The organism is Kutzneria chonburiensis, from assembly GCF_028622115.1.
In the GTDB taxonomy this organism is placed as follows: Bacteria; Actinomycetota; Actinomycetes; order Mycobacteriales; family Pseudonocardiaceae; genus Kutzneria; species Kutzneria chonburiensis.
On sequence record NZ_CP097263.1, the window covers coordinates 9,554,429 to 9,571,470 of the forward strand.

General features: G+C 65.3%; 28 protein-coding genes and 1 tRNA gene. 5 read left to right on the plus strand and 24 right to left on the minus strand.

What is annotated here, in order from left to right; genetic code table 11:
- Window positions 1–8: 8 nt before the first annotated feature.
- Entirely contained in the window at window positions 9–776 is a 768-nt protein-coding gene (locus M3Q35_RS44425; protein ID WP_273938608.1) for a trans-aconitate 2-methyltransferase, read from the plus strand.
- Here M3Q35_RS44425 and M3Q35_RS44430 read toward each other — a convergent pair whose 3' ends face one another.
- The gene (locus M3Q35_RS44430; RefSeq protein WP_273938609.1) at window positions 777–944 is read right to left on the minus strand and encodes a hypothetical protein; all 168 of its coding nucleotides are present in this window, start codon (window positions 942–944) and stop codon (window positions 777–779) included.
- 144 nt (window positions 945–1,088) lie between these two features.
- Between M3Q35_RS44430 and M3Q35_RS44435 the strand changes: the two genes are divergently transcribed.
- Window positions 1,089–1,161, plus strand: a tRNA-Asn gene (locus tag M3Q35_RS44435).
- A gap of 66 nt (window positions 1,162–1,227) precedes the next feature.
- Here M3Q35_RS44435 and M3Q35_RS44440 read toward each other — a convergent pair.
- The 20 genes from M3Q35_RS44440 to M3Q35_RS44535 form a co-directional block, all read right to left on the minus strand.
- Window positions 1,228–2,418, minus strand: coding sequence for a site-specific integrase (locus tag M3Q35_RS44440; protein WP_273944706.1), 1,191 nt, complete (start codon window positions 2,416–2,418; stop codon window positions 1,228–1,230).
- The gene (locus tag M3Q35_RS44445) at window positions 2,418–2,597 is read right to left on the minus strand and encodes a helix-turn-helix domain-containing protein (protein ID WP_273938611.1); all 180 of its coding nucleotides are present in this window, start codon (window positions 2,595–2,597) and stop codon (window positions 2,418–2,420) included. Before M3Q35_RS44445 ends, M3Q35_RS44440 begins: the two co-directional genes overlap by 1 nt.
- 4 nt (window positions 2,598–2,601) lie before the next feature.
- The gene (locus M3Q35_RS44450) at window positions 2,602–4,050 is read right to left on the minus strand and encodes a replication initiator (protein WP_273938612.1); all 1,449 of its coding nucleotides are present in this window, start codon (window positions 4,048–4,050) and stop codon (window positions 2,602–2,604) included.
- Between the two features lie 46 nt (window positions 4,051–4,096).
- Window positions 4,097–4,621, minus strand: coding sequence for a hypothetical protein (locus tag M3Q35_RS44455; protein WP_273938613.1), 525 nt, complete (start codon window positions 4,619–4,621; stop codon window positions 4,097–4,099).
- A gap of 225 nt (window positions 4,622–4,846) precedes the next feature.
- The gene (locus M3Q35_RS44460; RefSeq protein ID WP_273938614.1) at window positions 4,847–5,644 is read right to left on the minus strand and encodes a hypothetical protein; all 798 of its coding nucleotides are present in this window, start codon (window positions 5,642–5,644) and stop codon (window positions 4,847–4,849) included.
- 57 nt (window positions 5,645–5,701) lie between these two features.
- Entirely contained in the window at window positions 5,702–6,040 is a 339-nt protein-coding gene (locus M3Q35_RS44465; RefSeq protein ID WP_273938615.1) for a hypothetical protein, read from the minus strand.
- Between the two features lie 31 nt (window positions 6,041–6,071).
- Window positions 6,072–6,434, minus strand: coding sequence for a hypothetical protein (locus M3Q35_RS44470; protein WP_273938616.1), 363 nt, complete (start codon window positions 6,432–6,434; stop codon window positions 6,072–6,074).
- 6 nt (window positions 6,435–6,440) lie between these two features.
- The gene (locus M3Q35_RS44475) at window positions 6,441–6,818 is read right to left on the minus strand and encodes a hypothetical protein (RefSeq protein ID WP_273938617.1); all 378 of its coding nucleotides are present in this window, start codon (window positions 6,816–6,818) and stop codon (window positions 6,441–6,443) included.
- Window positions 6,815–7,162, minus strand: a complete 348-nt coding sequence (locus M3Q35_RS44480; RefSeq protein WP_273938618.1) for a hypothetical protein — start codon at window positions 7,160–7,162, stop codon at window positions 6,815–6,817. The genes M3Q35_RS44475 and M3Q35_RS44480 overlap by 4 nt, the downstream gene beginning before the upstream one ends.
- A complete protein-coding gene (locus M3Q35_RS44485) occupies window positions 7,155–7,343 on the minus strand; it encodes a hypothetical protein (RefSeq protein ID WP_273938619.1) in 189 nt (62 codons plus the stop codon). Before M3Q35_RS44485 ends, M3Q35_RS44480 begins: the two co-directional genes overlap by 8 nt.
- 18 nt (window positions 7,344–7,361) lie before the next feature.
- Window positions 7,362–7,679: a hypothetical protein gene (locus M3Q35_RS44490; RefSeq protein WP_273938620.1), complete on the minus strand. Its 318-nt coding sequence runs from the start codon at window positions 7,677–7,679 to the stop codon at window positions 7,362–7,364.
- On the minus strand, window positions 7,679–7,999 hold the full coding sequence (locus M3Q35_RS44495; protein WP_273938621.1) for a WhiB family transcriptional regulator: 321 nt from the start codon (window positions 7,997–7,999) through the stop codon (window positions 7,679–7,681). Before M3Q35_RS44495 ends, M3Q35_RS44490 begins: the two co-directional genes overlap by 1 nt.
- The gene (locus M3Q35_RS44500) at window positions 7,996–8,466 is read right to left on the minus strand and encodes a hypothetical protein (RefSeq protein ID WP_273938622.1); all 471 of its coding nucleotides are present in this window, start codon (window positions 8,464–8,466) and stop codon (window positions 7,996–7,998) included. Before M3Q35_RS44500 ends, M3Q35_RS44495 begins: the two co-directional genes overlap by 4 nt.
- 128 nt (window positions 8,467–8,594) lie before the next feature.
- Window positions 8,595–10,004: an FtsK/SpoIIIE domain-containing protein gene (locus M3Q35_RS44505; protein ID WP_273938623.1), complete on the minus strand. Its 1,410-nt coding sequence runs from the start codon at window positions 10,002–10,004 to the stop codon at window positions 8,595–8,597.
- Between the two features lie 130 nt (window positions 10,005–10,134).
- Window positions 10,135–10,320 (minus strand): hypothetical protein, encoded by a 186-nt coding sequence (locus tag M3Q35_RS44510; protein ID WP_273938624.1) that lies wholly within the window; start codon window positions 10,318–10,320, stop codon window positions 10,135–10,137.
- A 138-nt stretch (window positions 10,321–10,458) separates the two neighbouring features.
- The gene (locus M3Q35_RS44515) at window positions 10,459–10,635 is read right to left on the minus strand and encodes a hypothetical protein (RefSeq protein WP_273938625.1); all 177 of its coding nucleotides are present in this window, start codon (window positions 10,633–10,635) and stop codon (window positions 10,459–10,461) included.
- Window positions 10,636–10,638: 3 nt separating this feature from the next.
- On the minus strand, window positions 10,639–10,914 hold the full coding sequence (locus M3Q35_RS44520) for a hypothetical protein (protein WP_273938626.1): 276 nt from the start codon (window positions 10,912–10,914) through the stop codon (window positions 10,639–10,641).
- Between the two features lie 3 nt (window positions 10,915–10,917).
- Window positions 10,918–11,307, minus strand: coding sequence for a hypothetical protein (locus M3Q35_RS44525; protein WP_273938627.1), 390 nt, complete (start codon window positions 11,305–11,307; stop codon window positions 10,918–10,920).
- Window positions 11,304–11,489, minus strand: a complete 186-nt coding sequence (locus tag M3Q35_RS44530) for a hypothetical protein (RefSeq protein WP_273938628.1) — start codon at window positions 11,487–11,489, stop codon at window positions 11,304–11,306. Before M3Q35_RS44530 ends, M3Q35_RS44525 begins: the two co-directional genes overlap by 4 nt.
- 290 nt (window positions 11,490–11,779) lie before the next feature.
- Window positions 11,780–12,202, minus strand: coding sequence for a hypothetical protein (locus tag M3Q35_RS44535; protein ID WP_273938629.1), 423 nt, complete (start codon window positions 12,200–12,202; stop codon window positions 11,780–11,782).
- Between the two features lie 134 nt (window positions 12,203–12,336).
- On the opposite strand from M3Q35_RS44535, the gene M3Q35_RS44540 reads away from it, so the two are divergent.
- The 3 genes from M3Q35_RS44540 to M3Q35_RS44550 all read left to right on the plus strand — a co-directional run bounded on the left by M3Q35_RS44540 (window position 12,337) and on the right by M3Q35_RS44550 (window position 15,141).
- Entirely contained in the window at window positions 12,337–13,203 is an 867-nt protein-coding gene (locus M3Q35_RS44540; RefSeq protein WP_273938630.1) for a winged helix-turn-helix domain-containing protein, read from the plus strand.
- Window positions 13,200–13,877, plus strand: a complete 678-nt coding sequence (locus M3Q35_RS44545) for an HAD family hydrolase (protein WP_273938631.1) — start codon at window positions 13,200–13,202, stop codon at window positions 13,875–13,877. Before M3Q35_RS44540 ends, M3Q35_RS44545 begins: the two co-directional genes overlap by 4 nt.
- A 601-nt stretch (window positions 13,878–14,478) precedes the next feature.
- Window positions 14,479–15,141 (plus strand): hypothetical protein, encoded by a 663-nt coding sequence (locus tag M3Q35_RS44550; protein WP_273938632.1) that lies wholly within the window; start codon window positions 14,479–14,481, stop codon window positions 15,139–15,141.
- Between the two features lie 101 nt (window positions 15,142–15,242).
- Here the strand turns inward: M3Q35_RS44550 and M3Q35_RS49075 are convergent, their stop codons facing one another.
- The 3 genes from M3Q35_RS49075 to M3Q35_RS49085 all read right to left on the minus strand — a co-directional run bounded on the left by M3Q35_RS49075 (window position 15,243) and on the right by M3Q35_RS49085 (window position 16,714).
- The gene (locus tag M3Q35_RS49075; protein WP_420704735.1) at window positions 15,243–15,641 is read right to left on the minus strand and encodes a DUF6414 family protein; all 399 of its coding nucleotides are present in this window, start codon (window positions 15,639–15,641) and stop codon (window positions 15,243–15,245) included.
- Window positions 15,638–15,967, minus strand: coding sequence for a DUF6414 family protein (locus tag M3Q35_RS49080; RefSeq protein WP_420704786.1), 330 nt, complete (start codon window positions 15,965–15,967; stop codon window positions 15,638–15,640). Before M3Q35_RS49080 ends, M3Q35_RS49075 begins: the two co-directional genes overlap by 4 nt.
- 390 nt (window positions 15,968–16,357) lie before the next feature.
- Complete coding sequence (locus M3Q35_RS49085; protein ID WP_379793701.1) at window positions 16,358–16,714, minus strand: DUF4145 domain-containing protein; 357 nt, start codon at window positions 16,712–16,714, stop codon at window positions 16,358–16,360.
- Window positions 16,715–17,042: the final 328 nt, after the last annotated feature.

Below are 17,042 nucleotides of genomic sequence, written 5' to 3' on the forward strand. Positions count from 1 at the left end.
GGCAGACGATGTGGGATCCCGCCAAGTACCTCGCGTTCGGCGACCACCGGGCGCGGCCGTTCCATGACCTGGTCGGACGGATCGCCGCCGAGGCGCCGCGCCGCGTGGTCGACCTGGGCTGCGGGCCCGGCAACCTGACCGTCACCCTCGGGCAGCGCTGGCCCGGTGCCGCGCTCGAGGCCTCCGACTCGTCGCCGGAGATGGTGGCCGCCGCGCGGGAGCGGGGGATCGACGCCGAGGTGGTGGACGTCAACGACTGGAAGCCGCAGGGCGACACCGATGTCATCGTCACCAATGCCGTTCTGCAGTGGGTGCCCGGCCATGCCTCGCTGCTCAGCCGATGGGCTCGCGAGCTGCCGGACGGGGCGTGGCTGGCCATGCAGGTGCCGGGCAACTTCTCGTCGCCGTCGCACACCACCATCCGCGAGGTCGCCGGCCGGCCGCGGTGGCAGCGCGAACTCGAGGAGGTGGCGCTGCGTGAGCCGCTGGCCGTGCTCGACCCGGCCGGCTACGCCGATGTCCTCGTCGAGGCCGGCTGCGAGGTCGACGCCTGGGAGACGACGTACCTACAGCGGCTGTCCGGCCCCGATCCCGTCCTCGAATGGGTGACCGGAACGGCCTTGCGTCCCATCAAGGCCGCCCTCGACGAGGACCACTGGTCGGAATTCCGCGCCGAACTCGCCGTCGAGCTGCGCAAGGCCTATCCGGCACGGTCCGACGGCACCACCTGGTTCCCGTTCCGCCGCGTGTTCGCCGTCGCCCAGGTGCGACGTTGATCACTCCGCCGCGTCGCTCAGTTTGGCTCTGACCACACCGGCAACCCCCTGCACCGCCGGGTGGTCCTTGAGTCGGCGGTAGGCTCGCACCAGCTGGTCGTAGCGCTCTCGACCTGCGCGAGCGCCCAGCACGTAGCCCACCGCCAGTCCCAGCAAGAAAGTCTTCATCGTCGGGTCCTCCGCATCGCCGCCGCGCCGAGCCGTCCCCCTCTGCGTACCCGGTGGAGGGGGTGTGTGAAACCCCCTCGCGGGCATGCGCTACAGTTATCACCAGTCGAGCGGGACACCGTGAGACGGCGAACAAAAGAACATTCCTCCATAGCTCAATTGGCAGAGCATGCGACTGTTAATCGCAGGGTTGCTGGTTCGAGTCCAGCTGGAGGAGCTCTTTTAGCAGGTGAGGCCCCGTCCACTTTGGACGGGGCCTTCCTCGTTCAAGATCAGCCCATGCCTAACCCTCACCATTGCTCTCGGGCTCCTCAGCCGGGACGACCCGCTCCATCACCTCCGCCGCTCCCGTGCGGCGCACCCGCCGCTTGAAGTAGTTGTCCTGGGTCATGGACACCTTCGCGTGGCCGAGCTGGTCAGCGGCGGCCCGGGCGGACAGCCCCGCGTCGTCCATCATCGAGGCCACCGTCTTGCGCCACCCGTGGCTGGTCATCCAGTCGTAGCCGGCCGCCCCGAGCGCCTCCTTGATGTCCGCGTTGGTGTTAGACGGATCACGTAGCCCGCCCATCGGCGCGGTGAACACGATGCCGTCGGGCGAGGCGTTCGCCGGCTTGCGGCGGCGCAGCTGGTCACGCAGCCAGTTCGGCAGCTCCAGCGTCCGGTACCCGTCCTCGCTCTTGGGCGCGGGCTTGATCCGCAGCCCCTTGCCCTTCTCGCGGATCACCGTTCCGCGCACCTCCACTTCGGCCGGCGTCGATTCCAGGTCGAGCGCGTCCCAGACCACCGCTGCCGCCTCGCCGATGCGCATTCCAGTGCCGAGCATCATGTCCACGAAGTCCGCCAGGTCACGACTCCGGGCTTTCTCATCGGTCGCAATCCGGGCCCGGAGGTCTTGCGCCTGTTCGAGCTCCAGTGCCCGTGTTGCCGTCATCTTCTTGGGCGCGCGAATCCGCTCGATCTCGCGGGCCGGATTGTGGTCGTAGACGTCGTGGCGGGTGGCGAGCCCCAGGACCCCGCTAATCACGGTCCGGGCCAGTTTCGCGGTGCCGATGCCGTGCTTGTCCTTGACCGTCTTCACGACCTTGTCCACGCGGGACACGGTGATCTCACCGAGGGTCAGCTGGCCCAGCGCGGGGAGGACTTGGTTGTCCAACCGATCCCGGTACAGCCGCGCCGTGCCGGGCGACTTGTGCCCCTCGTCCACCTCAGCCTGAATCGCCGCGAACCACATTTCGGCGACCGGCGCGAACCGGGTCTCTGGCGTGATGTCGTTCTCGACATCGGCCCGCTTGCGGTCCCGCAGCGCCTCTTTCAGGTTGTTGATCGCGGCGGGTCTCGACTTCCCGACCCGCTCAACCGGCCGCGTGATGCCATCGAAGTCGCGGTAGTTCGCGATCGCACGCCACTTGCCCGAGTCGAGCTCGTAGGCCCGGATCTCGCCGTAGGTGCCGATCGGCAGCCGAGGCCGGGCCATCACGCCACGTCCGTCGACAGGCCCCGGAACCACTCCCGTACCTCATCAGGGAGGTAGCGAACGTGCTTCCCGACTCGGCGGCCGGGCGGTCCGTAGTTCTTCGTCCTCCACTGGTAGATCGTCTGCACGGGAACGCCGAGGTACGCGGCAACTTCCTTGGGACCCCATGTGTTCTCCATGTTGCTACCTCCCTTCGTGTGTTGGTGAATTGGCGCTGCGCAATCCTTCGGCGATTGCCGCCGCGAGTTGTCGTTCCTCGTCGGAGTCGTAGCCGACCGAGACGAAGTTCCACGCGTTGACGACCAGCGCGGTCGGGGTGACGTAGACCTTGCTGCCGTCCAGGCCGGTGTACTCGTAGCCCTCGTCGTCCTCGATTCCCAGCGCGGCCAGCGTTTCCGTGCGGCGGAACGCGGCTTGGGCGTGGCGGATCTCGCGGAAGGTCGTGGAGTAGCGGCGGGACTTGGTGAGGAAGTGGCCCCGGAATCCGAGCATGTGCGCCCAGCGACGCAGTTTTAGCCCGTCCTTGGGATCGTTGTACATCTCCAGCCCACCCAAGTCCCACGCGGTTTGGATCATGCGCCGGTGGTGCTCGGTGATGCCGGTCAGCATGTCGATCGCGGCTTGGGACAACAGGCGGCGGTCGATGCCGTCCACGGTGCTGCCGGTCGACTTGGTGGCGTACTTGGCGATGTAGCCGGCCAGCTTGGTCTCGCTGACCTGACCCGCCTCGTCCTCGAACTGGCCGGCCCGGTCGGGGCGGATCTCCCGGACGTCGACCTGCGAGCCCCACACCAGCGGCAGCACGGTGCCGCAGGGCCGCCAGGACTCGACCAGCACGGCGGCAGCGGCGGAGCGGACGCTCTCAGCAACCAGGTCGTGCGCGACCCACTTGGGGGCCGGGTCGTGCGCGCCGTCGGGGCCGTCGATCCGGATCACCGCGTGGAAGTGGACCAGGCCCCGCCGTTGGTACTCGGCCACCTTGGCGTAGGAGATCCGCACCTGTGCGCCGAACGCGGCCTCGGACAGGTGGCCGGCGCGGGCCAAGTGGCGGCGCAGGGTGATCACGAACCGGTGCCACAGCGCCCCTGCGTGAGCCTGCCACAGGACCGCGCCCTCGTAGTCGTAGGTGTCGGGGTCGATGGCGGTCCCGAGCCGGGGGTCGTCGGGGTGGTGGAACTCGCCGCAGGGGCACGGGATCTGGCGGCCACGGCGGGAGGTCCGGCGGCCGTGGACGGTGCCGAAGCTCGGGGCGGTGAGGGTGACGAACTGACGGGGCTTTTCGGTCACCGTGGCGGGGACGCCCTTGCCCTCGTCGCCGGCCAGGCCGGAATGCATCAGGTGGAAGGCGTCGGCGGCGTAGCGGTCGGCGCAGGCCGGGCAGACCGAGGCGCGGCGGGTGCCGCACGGGACGAAGATGTGCCCGGAGCGGTGGGCCAGGGCCTGGGCCTTGGTGGTGGGTGAGAGCGGGAACGGGTTGGCCTGCGGCGTGGCCAGGATCGTGGTCGATCCGGTCAGGTGGATCGGGCGGGCGCAACCGCGTACGGCGGTCACCTTGTCGCGCCAGGTTCCGAAGTCGGCGCGGCGGATCCGAGCCGCCAGCCGATCATCCGAAGTGGACATGGTCGTGTTCATGGTGACCCCCATTGGTTGCGGGACAACGGTTGTGCGGGTGGATGGTTCAGTGGCGGTCGGTCATGGTGACGGTGGCCGGCCACAGGGTGTCGGTGTTCACGCCGAGGTAGCGCAGCGCGCCGGACAAGCTCCGGTACAGCTCGATCGCGGACGCGACGTCGGCGGAGATGGTGAGCCGGAACACTGGCCCGTCGGGGACGGCTTGGTGGCCGATGTCGACCAGCACGCGTTCGCGGACGGTGGAGCAGGAGGCCGCGAGGAAGGCGGGGATGACGTCCCCGACCATCAGCGGCGGGCCGACCGGCGCGGGCGGGTTTGTGGCGCCCATGGCGTTGCGGGCGTCGTCGGGTGTGGCCCAGCGGCAGCCCTCCAGCGGTCGGCCGGAGTCGCGGTGGATCGGGACGTCGGCGGTCTCGATCACGGTGTCGGGCAGGCTGCCGATGACGCCCTCGTCGGTCCAGAACACCGCGCGTGCCTGTTGCCAGCCGCCGTCGTCCCTGTCGTACCAGCGTTCCCAGACGGTGCCGTCCGGGTTGACAATGAGTTCGGGGGCGTCCTGTGTGGTCGTCATCCCGAACCTCCCTTCTTGACGCTTAAGTGTCAGAACAGGTGTGGGAGTGGTTGGTGCGCAACAGGTTCTGGTGTCCCCGGTCCAACTCGAATGGACGGCCCGACCGCGTTCATCACGGGGCGGGGACGGTGTAGCAGCGTGATCAGGCGGCCTCGGCCAGGGAGGCGGCCAGCTGTGCGGCGTAGCTCTCCGGCACCCGGAGTGCGGTCCGGATGTCCTCCGGGGTCAGGGGCCGGTCGAGATCAGCCCGCAGGGTAATGAGCTTGGTCCGCATCGCGTCGGGGATCGCAGACCGCGACGGCGCAGCCGCAGCGGCCACGGCCGGTTGAGCGGGGGCGGGCGGTGCGACCGGGACCGGTGCGAGGGCGGGCGCGGGGGTGTCGGGGCGGGGCGCGGATTGCTCTCCCGAACCACTGCGGCCGTGGCCGGCTTGGGGGTGTGGCGCTCCTTGGCCTTGGTGAACCCCGTCTGGATCAACGGCATGACCTCGGCCACGAGGAACACCACGATCGGGATCACGACGTGCACAAACACCGAGCCGGGCGTCACCTGCTCACCCGAGCCGGCCCGGGGCCACAGCGTGGGCACGACGTTCATGACCAGCGTGGACCCGAGCAACACGCGTTTGAGCCACTGCACGGGCCCTGTGGTCTTGCCCGGCCGTCCGGTGGGAATGGCGACTCCCCGGCTGAGCATCTCCGATTCCCAGCGCAGCAACGTGATCAGCAGCGCGGCGAGCGCGGGCTCGACCAGCCAGCAGCCCCACCACATGGGGTCGCCGATCGGCTTGTCGCCGGCCAAGAAGTCGTGGACACCGACCGTGGTGAACCCCAGCCCGGCCGCCAGGCCCCACCACATGGAGCGCGTCACGGACACGCGGATCCTTTCCAGGGCGACGATGTGTCGGAGCGGGTCCTCCGACAGCGCGTGCAAGTCGTGCGCCTCGTGCAGTTCGGCCCGGAGCTTGCGGACCCGGTTGGTCTCGTCCGGTGTGGACGGTTGGCGTTTGGTGCTGCGGAACATGACGCTTCACCTCCCTGGTGTTCTGCGTGGATGGCGGACGGGTGTTGTTCGACCCGGTCAGTCGTGGGGCGGAGTGATGTCGCGCATGAAGTCGCTGCCCTGCTTGGTGACGGTCAGCATGTGCAAGCTCACCGGCTCACTCGGGTTGTCGTTGAGGTAGCCGGTGAACCTGCGATCCTCTTCGGTGACGTACCCGCCGGTGATCAGCAGCGACACCTGGTCGCAGTCCAAGGGACTTCGGGGTTCGACGTACTTTCCCCGGCGCAGGCAGTAGACGGCCTTGCCCGCGTTGCTGGTTCGAAACAGCCTGTGCCAGGTGATCTCGGTGATCAGCTTTCGCCGGTGTCGCCAGAACTCGACCTTGGACAGGTCGTAGAGGGTTATCGCGGTCGGCATGCTGGTCTCGTCCTCCTTGTCGTTGTTGGCATCACGGCACCCGTCCTGTCGACGACGCCGCCTTGTCGCGCAGCACGTGCACCAGTCGGTCCAGGTAGTCACCGCCGCGCGACGTCAAGGTCAGCGGCACCAAGGTGGTGCGGCCACGTTCCGGCGCGGACATCCTGCACTCGGTCCCGGGGCCGCCCTCGGTGACATATCCGTCATCGACGAGACCGAGCAGGCACGCCTCGTGGGTGTGGTGCGCGTAGTCCGTTGCGATTCCTATACGTACGTAGAGCCGACCACTCCGGGCGGCGAGCTTGAAATAGCGAAGCCCGAGAGTCCATTTGAGACGATCGATGACGAACCTGATGTCGGATGGCGTGGAGGGGATCAGTGGTGGCTCACTCATCGTTCCTCACGAACTTGAGCGGGGCGCGTAGACGTCGCGCATGAAGTCGTAGCCCTGGCTGGTCACGGTGAGCCGGTGCACCGTGACGGGCTCCTTGTGCTTGAAGTCCAGGTAGCGGGTGATCGTGCCGGTCTCCTCGGCGACGTACCCGATGTTGATCAGGATGGACACCTGCTCAGCGTCCAGAGCCGCGCAGGGCTTGGCCAGGCGGTGCTGGCCGTCGATCCGGTACAGGGCGTCCCGACCGTTCTTGCCCCGGCCCAGCTGGTTCCGGGCGATTTGCGCGATCAGGTTCCGCTGGTGCTGCCAGAACTCCTTTTTGGACAAGTCATAGACCGTGGATACGTTCGGCATGGCGTTCTCGTTCTCCTCATCGTCGTTCATTTCGTGGACCCCTTCCGGGGCTGTGCGTCCAGCAGCCGTCGCAGGTAGCGGCGGCCACATGGGGTCAGGTTCAGCGGCACCATGGCGACCCGGCCGCGTTCGGGGACGGGCAGCCTGCACTCGGTGTCGGGTGTGTCGGTGGTGATGCATCCGCTTGCCATGAGTTCCAGCAGGCACTGCTCGTGCGTGCGGGGAGCGCGGGCGGCGGTGACGTCGGTCCGCAGGTACGGCGGGCCGGTGGTCGACGTGGGCAGGAAGTAGCGGACCGCGTCCGTCCATACGAGACGATCGATCACGAACGTAATCTCGGCCGGGTCCGTCGGCAGCCGTGGCGTGTCACTCATCGCTCTTCATGGCCTTGAGGACGGCCGTCACCAGGACGATCAATCCGATTCCGGCGGCGATGGCGGTCCCGGGGCTGGCGACCACGGCGACCACGCCGAGGGCAGCCAAGACGAGGATGCCGACCCCGATCAGTCGGCCGACCGCGCGCCAGCTCAACTCGAACATCAGGAGCAGCTTCATGACAGGTTCTCCGATCAACTAGGCGGATTCATGGCTTGATTCGTTGTGGTGCAACAGGTTCTTGCCATCGGCGGTGAGGGCGACGCGGGTGGCGATGAACCGGGCCGTTCCCTCCCGGCAGCGGCGCATGCCGTCGACCATCAGGAGGTAGCCGTCGAACAAGTCGCAGACCGTCCTGCGGTCCAAGGGGGACAGCATTTCCGCGTTCCCGCCGTCGGGGTCAGCGCGGAAGAACATGAAGCCGGCCGTGAGGGCGTTGATCCGCCCCTGCTCGACCAGGCGGAGGATCCGGTGTTCCCGGGTGGATAGCGGGCGCTGTTCGGGCCCGGCGGTCATTACGCGGCCTCGGCCATGGGCGGGCAATGGATGGCGTGGCGGGCGGTGGCGGTCAAGCCGCCGACGTAGCCGGAGGGGAAGCGGCGGCGCGGGCTGGTGAGCTTCTCCCAGTCCAGTTGATCGGTGGCGCACAGGTCCCGCACGGGGCAGCCGTGGCACACCTGCGCCGCTTCGCCGATGCGGTGCTGGTCCTCGAACATCTCCGGATCGGTGTCGACGCAGGCTGCCTCGGTGCGCCAGCCCGCCGGCCGTCCGGTGGGGCCGAACAAGGCCATCATCAGCGTCTTGTGGCCCGCGTAAAGGGCGTGACGGTTGTTCATGCGGCCACCACCACGGCGGGCGCGTTGCCGGCCGTCAGGACCGCGTTCAGGACCGTTTCCGTGACCGGGCTGACGACCTCGGTCGGCACGGCGTGGCCGGCGAGGCGGCCCGACACGGTGTGGCGCTGGTAGTCCATGGTCCCGCCCAACTCGCGGATGTCCGCGCCGGCCGAGATCTCGAAGGTTGCGGCGCCCATCCGGGCCGACAGGATCACCGCGAGGTAGCCGGACGGCCACAGCACCCAGCGCAGCGACACGTCCGCCAGGCTTGGGATCCAGGCCATCAGGTTGCGCACCCGCTGCCGGCCCTGCCCGACGCCGTAGTCGATCGCGACCGTCGGGCCGATGTCCGACAGGGTGATGGTGTTGGGGCGCGGCAGGTTGTGCGAGCGGATGTGCGACCGCAGCCGCCACAGCAGGCGGTCCATGTGGCGGGTGCCCGACTGGTGGGCAAGAAGTGCGCGCATGACGATCAGCCCCCTTTCCGAGGGTGGGAAGTGGTTGGTGTGCAATAGGTTCTGGTGTCCCCGGTCCAACTCGAATGGACGGCCCGACCGCGTTCATCACGGGGCGGGGACAGCAAGCCGCGGGAAGGTCAGGCCACCGACCGCAGGTGGCCTCGGCCGCCGGTGATGAACTCGATTAGCTCGTGCATGTCCCGGTCGCTGGTGTAGGCGGCCCGGACACGGCGCGGGTGCTTGGTCTTCTCGCCCTGGGCGTAGCCGATCCCGATGTACTCCTTGCCCAGCGGGATCTCATCGGCCACCGCGCCCCGCTCCCGGGCGTCCTCACCCAGCACCATGTCCGGTTGGGTCGGGGAGGAGACCCGCAGGCAGATCCGCGACGGGAACAGGTCCCGGAACTCGATCACATCCTTGCCCGGGTCCACGGTGGTCACCACCATGGAATGGTGCGTGGTGCGGCCCATGGACGCGATCCGCGCCAACTTGGCGTTGATCCCCCGGGCGCTGGAATCCTCCGTGTAGGCGACGAGCGAGGCGACCTCGTCCACGATCAGCACGTTGAGCGGGAACTCCGCGCTGATCGGGACCGACCGCACGCCCTGCTCCATGATCCGCCGCTGCGTGCGCTCCATGTCGGAGATGTAGTCGTCCAACAGGTCCAGGCAGGACGCGCCGTCCCCGCCCTGTTCGACGGTGGCGTAGGCGTTGCCGTTGAACGTGATCACCTTCAGCGCGGCGAACTCCAGCTGCTTGGGGTCGATGATCCAGACCTTGCACAAGCCGTCGCGGATCATCGGGGCCAGGCCCCGCAACAGCGCCAGCGGGATGGAGTTCTTCCCGGAACCGACCGCGCCAGCCACCAGCAGGAACGACGAGGTCCCTACCAGAGACTCAGTCCAGTCATTGCCGTACTCATCCTCGCCCACGTACAGCCGGGCGGGGTCGACCTCCTTGGAGTACTGCGGCATCTCCGGCGCGGGGATGACCTCCGTGAACGGCTCGGTGCGCTGCACGATCATCACGAACCGACCCCGGGTCAGCGGTTCCAGCGCGACCCGCTCCGCTTTCAAGCCGGCTGTGATGTCCTTGAGCCGGGACTCGAACGCGTGGATGGACTGACCCTTGGCCGGGTGGATGTGCACGAGGTCCACGTGCGGGCTGAACGCCTGCACCTTGAGCACGCGCGGGTACATCGTGATGCCCTTGCGGCGGTGCTCCTTGGCCAAGTCGGTGGCGTCGCACAGGTCCCGCCACTTCACGCCCATGTACGGGCCGGCCCAGCGTCGCCAGGCAGCGCGGATACGCGGAGCGGCGATGCTGTCGAACGAGTCGGGGTGCGCCCGGTACCAGGCGGTCACTCCCAGGGCCAGTGCGCCGGTGACCGAACCGGCCGTGGTCGGTCCGAAGTGGCTCAGCAACTCCAGCTCGCCGGTACCGAACACGGCGGGCATGGCGACCATGCCGGGGTGACGCAGCGCCCAGCGGGCCGCGCGGATCTCCGGACCGATGCCGCGCCGGGAGCCGTTGTTGGTATTGCTCATTGTCGTTCCCTCCCAAGGCAAACGGGGTGGTTGCGGATCTCGGTGATCCCGCCGTGCCTGGACCGGGCCCGATGGTTCGGCGGGATGTCCAGGGACAGCGCCAGCACCGGAACCTGATGTGGTCTAGCTGTTAGTCGAAGTGGTTGTAGTCAGCCGCGAGGGCCAACTTGGTGAGGTAGCCGATCAGTCGGGTCACGTCGTCGGTGGCGTCGCGACCGATGACGCTGGTGCGGTCGTCCACCGTCGGGAACGCCTTCTCGTAGGCGGTCCGGATGTCGCTGATCAGGATCCAGAGCCGGGTGTCGTTCGCGTTCATGACTGGTGTTCCTTCCTCTGTGGACGGTGATCCCGCCGTCCCTGGACAACCGCGCGGGTGTGTGGTGTCCAGGGGCAGCGGCAGCACCGGAACCACTCTCTGACACTTAAGCGTCAAGCGGTTCGGGGGTTCTGCGTTCTACGCGTCGGCGGCCGCGAGGCGCGCCCACCGCATCTCGGTGTGCAGGTTGGCCACCGCGCGGGCAAGGGCCTTGTGGCTACCGGCGAAGGCGGACGAGGGGATCCCCCTAAGCGCCCGCTTGAGCTGGCTCATCGCCTCGTCCATCTCCGTCGTGACCCGGTCAACACCGTTCATCGCTCACACCGTCCATTCCTTGGTGGTCAGGGTGGTCTCGTGCTTCTTGCAGTCCTCGGAGAAGGTGACGAGCTTGTCCCGGATGCCCTTGACGAGCTTGAGCAAGTCGTCCTGGGTCGCCACGCGGTAGGTGCGGCCCTTGACGCGCGGGTTCAACTTCCTGATCTCCTTCTCCGCCGCCGGCAGGGTGGACACCAGGACCTCAAGGCAGGTCAGCAAGTTGTCGTACTTGCGCTTGGCCCGCCGCAACAGCATGCTGCTCACGGCCTTCTTCGGCATCGTTCACGCGCTCCTTCGGTTGGCGTTTCCGTTGCTGTGCAAGGGCTTGAGCGCCTGCCAGCGGTTGAGCATGTCCCGCGTCTTCCTTGGCACCAACACGGCCTGGCCGTTCTTCGGGCCGTAGCGGGTGTCGTAGGTGTGGTTGCCGCCGACGGTGAGAAGCTTCTGGCTGATCAGCTGATGCAGCGCCTCGGCCTCCCAGAAGATCAGCGGCTTGACGACCTTGTTGTCGCCCATGCGGTGCGGCTGGCCCGTCGGGCCGATCAGCATGTACGGGCGCTCGCTGCACGCCCGCTCGATCACGGTCTGGACGGTGTCCATGTTGTTGGTCGTCTTGGGCTTCGTGGCCGCCGGCTTGTCCTCGACCTCAGTGCCGAACAGGTCCTCGCTCATGCCGCGTCCTTCCCGGTCGGGCTGGCGTACGGCGGGCGGTTCGGGTCGCGGCGGGTCGAGAGGGCCACGACCTTGTTGCCGGTGCGGGTGATGAGCAGACCGGCGGGGCGGTACTGGTTGGGCTCGCCGTCGTTCCCCGCAGCCGGGGTGATGCGGACGAGCGTCAACGTGGTGCGTGCCATCCTCTTTCTCCATTCCAGTTGCGGGAAACACGGCCGTCCCCGGACGGTCTTGCGTCGTTCGTGAGCGTCCGGGGGCGACCGAATCTCCCGGCGCGTAGGGTTTCTGCGCCGGAGATCAGCCGGATTTAGGCATGGCTCTATCCACTGTGGAGTTCTCAAAGAACAAGAAGCGCAACGGATTACGGCGCGCGTCATCGCGAGAGGACGCCTTCCGACGCTGTGCTAGTGCCTGTGGCCCGGCTTGAACGGGGCGGCCCCACCGCGATCTCTTGGGGGCACAGGCGAAGCTGTCAGGCGGCGGTACGGGCCGCCATGTGGGGGGACTCGGGTGCCAAGCCCTCGGCGGTGAAGGACCAACCGACGTAGCCGATCGCGTCCTCGGTGCCGGTGTCGCGCCGGGCGTTGCGGTGGGGCATGGCGGTGATGCTCAGCGACAGGTTTCGCAGACTGACGTACTGGCCTTCCTCGAACTCCGAGCCGGGATCGCTGGTCAGGGTGACCTTGATCTCCTCGCCCTTCTGTCGGTAACCGTCCGCCGACGCCTTCTTCTTGCAGAACAGCGTCACGGTGTACTTGGGGTCGTCGGTGCCGAAGATCGTGTCGGGGACCAGGATCTCGCGGCCGTTCTCCTTGGTCTTGCGCATCTTCATCTCAGGCGCTTCCACGATCATCAGGCGGTAGCCGTCCAGGATGGCGGGGATGTTCTTCAGCATCGGGTGTCATCTCCTCAGTTGTACTTCCTGGCTAGCCAGGTGGTGTGATGACCAATCTGCCTCACCTGGCTAGTCATGTCAACACCAAGTCTGAAAGTCACCCATCTTGGCTAGTCAGGTGTACGCTGACCTGCATGACCGCTGACGTGGATGACCTGGACGACCTTGACCCTGACGACGCGCGGCCCGTGTCGGAGCAGATCACGAGCCTTCTGCGGGCGGCGATTCTCACGCGCAAGTTCGAGCCAGGGGACAAGTTGCCGTCGCAGCCTGCCCTTGCTCAGCGCTACGGCGTCGCGCGCGAGACCGTAAAGCGCTCGCTTGAGCCACTTCAGGCCGAGCGGTTGATCATCAGCCGGCAGGGGAGCGGGGCCTACGTCCGTGCGCAGACTCAGAAGCCCGTAGGACTGCGGCCGCACGTCGAAGCGGCGTTCGAACGTGACAATGTCACCATTGACTTTGCCGGCTTCTCGGGAGAAACCCTAAACAACACCCTTGCTGAAATTCTCGACAAAGTTCGGGCTGGCCGTCTGACTCCTCAGACTCTCAACGTCCGCATTCTGCTTTCCGATACGAACGTACCGCTCGCACTGCCTCGGCGAAGTGACACCGACTCTGACGACCCCGCTGTTCGAAAGCGCTCGGGACGCATCACGCGTCGCGCGGTAGAAGGGATCGTCGAAGCTGTGGCGGAGCTGGAAGATCTAGGGTTGCTGACGTCTGCTACAACCGAAGTGCGTGTCCACAGCGCCTCGCCGCTGTTCAAGCTCTACATTATTAATGGCGAGGAAGCATTCTTCGGCTTCTATCCAGTTCTTGAACACACTGTCACGATCGACAAGAAAGCCGTTCCCATCTTTGACCCTATAGGCAAGGATGCCGCGCTCTTTCATTTCTCAATTACCGATGATGGCGGCGCGCCGGGGCAGAGTTATGTGGAACAAGCTCAGACGTGGTTCGACTCGGTATGGAGCACGATCAGTCGCGAGTACGCCGAATGACCCCAGCTATCGACCTTGTACGGGCCGCTCGGGGCGTCCTGCTCGATTTTGATGGGCCCATCTGCTCTGTCTTTGCTGGTTGGCCAGCGTCCGCCGTGGCTGCACGCCTTCGTGGCGATATCGCTGCACAGGGCATCGACGTGCATCCTGTTGGATCTGAGACGGATCCGCTTGCTATTCTGCTGTGGATTGGCGAGAATTATCCAGAACTGGTTGAATTTGTTGATACGCGCCTGTGCGTCGCAGAGGAATCTGCGGTTCGTACGGCAAAGCCAACGGATTACTCCGACGAAATAATTCGACACAGTGCTCGAACTGGCCGATCAGTTGCCATTGTTAGCAATAATTCCGCGGTTGCAATCCGCTCCTATTTGGAATTGCGAGACCTTTTGCGGCATGTTGAGATTATTTCGGGTCGCGAGTTCGCGCGTCCGGAGCTTATGAAGCCCAATCCACACTCATTGATTGTTGCGGCGGATGCTTTGCGTGTAACGCTCCAAGACTGCCTGCTGATTGGCGATAGCGTGACAGACGTGCTTGCAGCGAAGTCCGTCTCCGTGCGGTCCATTGGGTACGCCAACCGTACGGACAAGTTTGCGAAGCTCGCCGAAGCCGGAGCCGATGCGGTCGTCTCAACCCTCGAACCCTTGGCCCGTGCTGTGGCCGTCGACTAGGGGTGGTTCGCCTGAGTCGGCCGTTCCTAGGCGCTCGTTCATAGTTTCTTTTCTCCATCAAGGCGGCCCCCTCACGGGGGCCGCTGGTCGTCCATGCCCAAGCCGGCCGCTCAGCCCTTATCCGGCCTCGTCTCTTTGCGGACGCGCCAAGGGGACCTCCGGCCCCCGGCGCGCCGCGTAGGCCGGGGCACGCGGCCGGCATAGACAACCAGCGGCCCCCGCGAGGAGACCGCAGCGGCAAGCCGCAGGCGCCCAACAGTCCAAAGAGGACGCTCGCCGCTAGGCAGGTCTCCAGGATGGCCAGGGGAGTAGACCAAGCTGCGGTTCGGGCGCGGCCTTGACCGCGCCATCCCATCGACCTCCCCGAGGGCAATCACGTGCGTCAAGGGGGCCGTTCCAGCCCTCGCTGCCGGCCGCATCCCAGGTGCCCCCTTGACCCACGTGATCGGGCTGCGCCAGGTCGACGGGATGGCACGGAGGCCCCTCCCTAGTGAATGAGGAGTCCTCATAAGCGGCGGTTTAACTGTGGATATATCTTGACGCTTAAGTGTCAAAAGACTAGAATGGAGATACAGCAAGCGAGGTAGGGGAGGCACCAGCGATGTCTGCACCAGCCGCTACGCTCACCACCATCACCACGCAACTCGTCACCGCATTCGAAGCAGCCTGGCGCGCTATCCAGCAGCGCCACCCCGACGTGCCCGAAGTGGTCGTGACCTTCGGCTCGGGAACGCTGGGCATGAAGGCCGGCCAGACTCGGCTCGGGCACTTCGCCGCCGCGCGGTGGCAGCACGGGGAGAAGCAGCTCCCGGAGTTGTTCATCTCGGGCGAAGGCTTGCAGCGAGGTGCGCTGGAGGTGCTCGGAACGCTGCTTCACGAGGCCGCTCACGGCCTGGCGCACGTCCGCGAGATCAAGGACACCTCCCGCCAGGGCCGCTACCACAACGCCAAGTTCAAGGCGCTGGGCGAGGAACTGGGGCTCACGCTCGCCGAAGACAAGACCATCGGGTGGAGCCTCACGACCGTCCCGGAGACAACCGCCAAGGCCTACGCGGCCGAACTGGACGAGTTGAGCGCAGCGCTCGTCGCCTGGCGCTACGCCGAGGTGCACGCGACCAGCAAGAAGAAGAGCACCAACCTGGCCGTGGCCGAGTGCGCGTGCCCCCGCAAGATCCGCGTTGCCCGCACCACGCTAGCCGAGGCCCCGATCACGTGCGGCAAGTGCGGCGTCGACTTCGTGGCCGAGGACGACAACGAAGACTGACGGATCGGAATGTGTGCCGTCCTGCCGCTAGAGAATGGATCTCATCGGCAAGGACGGCCGTTCATCTGCCGTCCGTTAGAAGGTTGTCGATGGAATTACCCTTAACGAAATATTGCAATAGCGCTCAATGTTGCCGCAGGTCCTTCAAGAGAGTGGTCGGCAACTCCTGGCGCTGCGGCTTTATTTGTGCTTTCGGCTTCCATCTTTCGGCGTGCTTCACGGTTTAGGAGATTTAGGCCTGGCAGTGTGAGCAATGGGTAACTCTTGCCTTGAGGCCATTTCTTTTCGACCTTGCCGACGACCACCGCCTCCCCCTCTAGTGCGTCTAGCTGTGCTCTGAGGTTCCCCCTGTCGAGCTTGAAAGCGAATTTCAAGTGCCCTTCGCCGACTTCGCCGGTGGCGACTAGCGAACCGCCAGTCATTGCGTTCAGTCGCTTCATTGTCTCCAATGCCTGCGCGGCCTTTGGGTCGTACTGTTCTGGGCTGAAGTCCTGTATCAATTCGAAAAGGGGGTTAGCTCGTCAGCACCCTGGATCGCGCGGTTGAAAACTGGCACGTCCACGTAGCATTCCACTGCTACGATGCTGCGAACCTGTATGTCGGCGAACTGGGAGTGATCGTCGATAGCTATGATATCTTCGGTTTCGTCTAGGTATTGATGTAGGCGGTTGTATCGACTTTCTGGCGTCTGCTTCAAAACCCTTTCCGTCTCGTCGCTTCCTGTTCGATTTCTTTTGAAGTCTGCGCGGACAGGGCCCGCACTTGCTCCGGCGGTGAAACCGCCGTCCCTGCCGTATAGTGACTTTTCGCGTTCTTCGTCGTAGATTCCCCTTCCGCCTGTGCTAAGAACTGGTCAACCAGTCTTGCGTCGAGATACAAGAATTCCCGCATTGCCATCTTGGAGTCCTTTCATGTGAGCTGTGCTTCCTGTATGGACTTGGCGGATATTGTAGTTGTCTGCGCGCAAGTTCGATCGCTTTGTGTTCTGGGCGTGTCTCATGATCGACAATTCTCACGTCGCGCCACGGATCGCTTGCTTGCGGCAGTGTCACATGCCTTCCTATCGGCAGGAACGCTGGCTCAAGCGACCGGTGCGGGAGGGGCCTTGCTCCGCGCCATCCCGCCGACCTCCCCAAGGGCGGTGGGGTGCAGCCGCCCCCATGACGAGTGTGATCGGGCGTTGCCAGGTTGACGGCCCCTCCCTTGATGACTGAGTTCAGGGCTGTGGGCTTGTATTAGCTGCTGTCTGTCGTGCCAATCTTGCGTCCCTGGCCCTCTGTACTCTCGCAGGCGATTGGAAGACGTCATCGAGGACTTCGCTCATGAGTATTAGCGTCAAATTTGCTTCCTCGAACGAGATGGGTGTTACGAAGTCGCCATGTGCCATTTCATTCCCTAGCTCGCGTACCTCGTGAGCGCCGTCTTTGACGTGTGCGCGAATTCTCCCTTGCTCGTGAAGTTTCTCAATCTTTACCTGTATCCCCTCTCGGTTATTCCTACATGCTTTGCTGTAGCTTCTATTACCGACCTTGCCAGCTGGGCGGCTGCGCGAAGCGCCCCAACGCCTAGGCATCGAAAAGCTTCGCTAGCGGCTTCGGCGATAGAGTCGGGCACATCTGGAAATGTCGTCTCTATGCCCCCGAATGGGAGCCAGGTTGTTTCGTCCTTTTTAAATCCATCGTCACCGCCTGTAGTGTTGGCGCTGCTTGTGTATCTAGTGCCCAATGAGAGTGTTCTGCAATTATCGCACCTGAATGTAGCTTGAACTCTTATTGGGCGACTGTCGTAGTTTGTCTCGTTTTGGTCAACTAATGCGCTGCCGATCATTGTCATATGACTTTTGGTCTTGCAGTGCCAGCATTCACGCTCAGCCATGTGCTCAAGGTTAACCCGTTGGCATT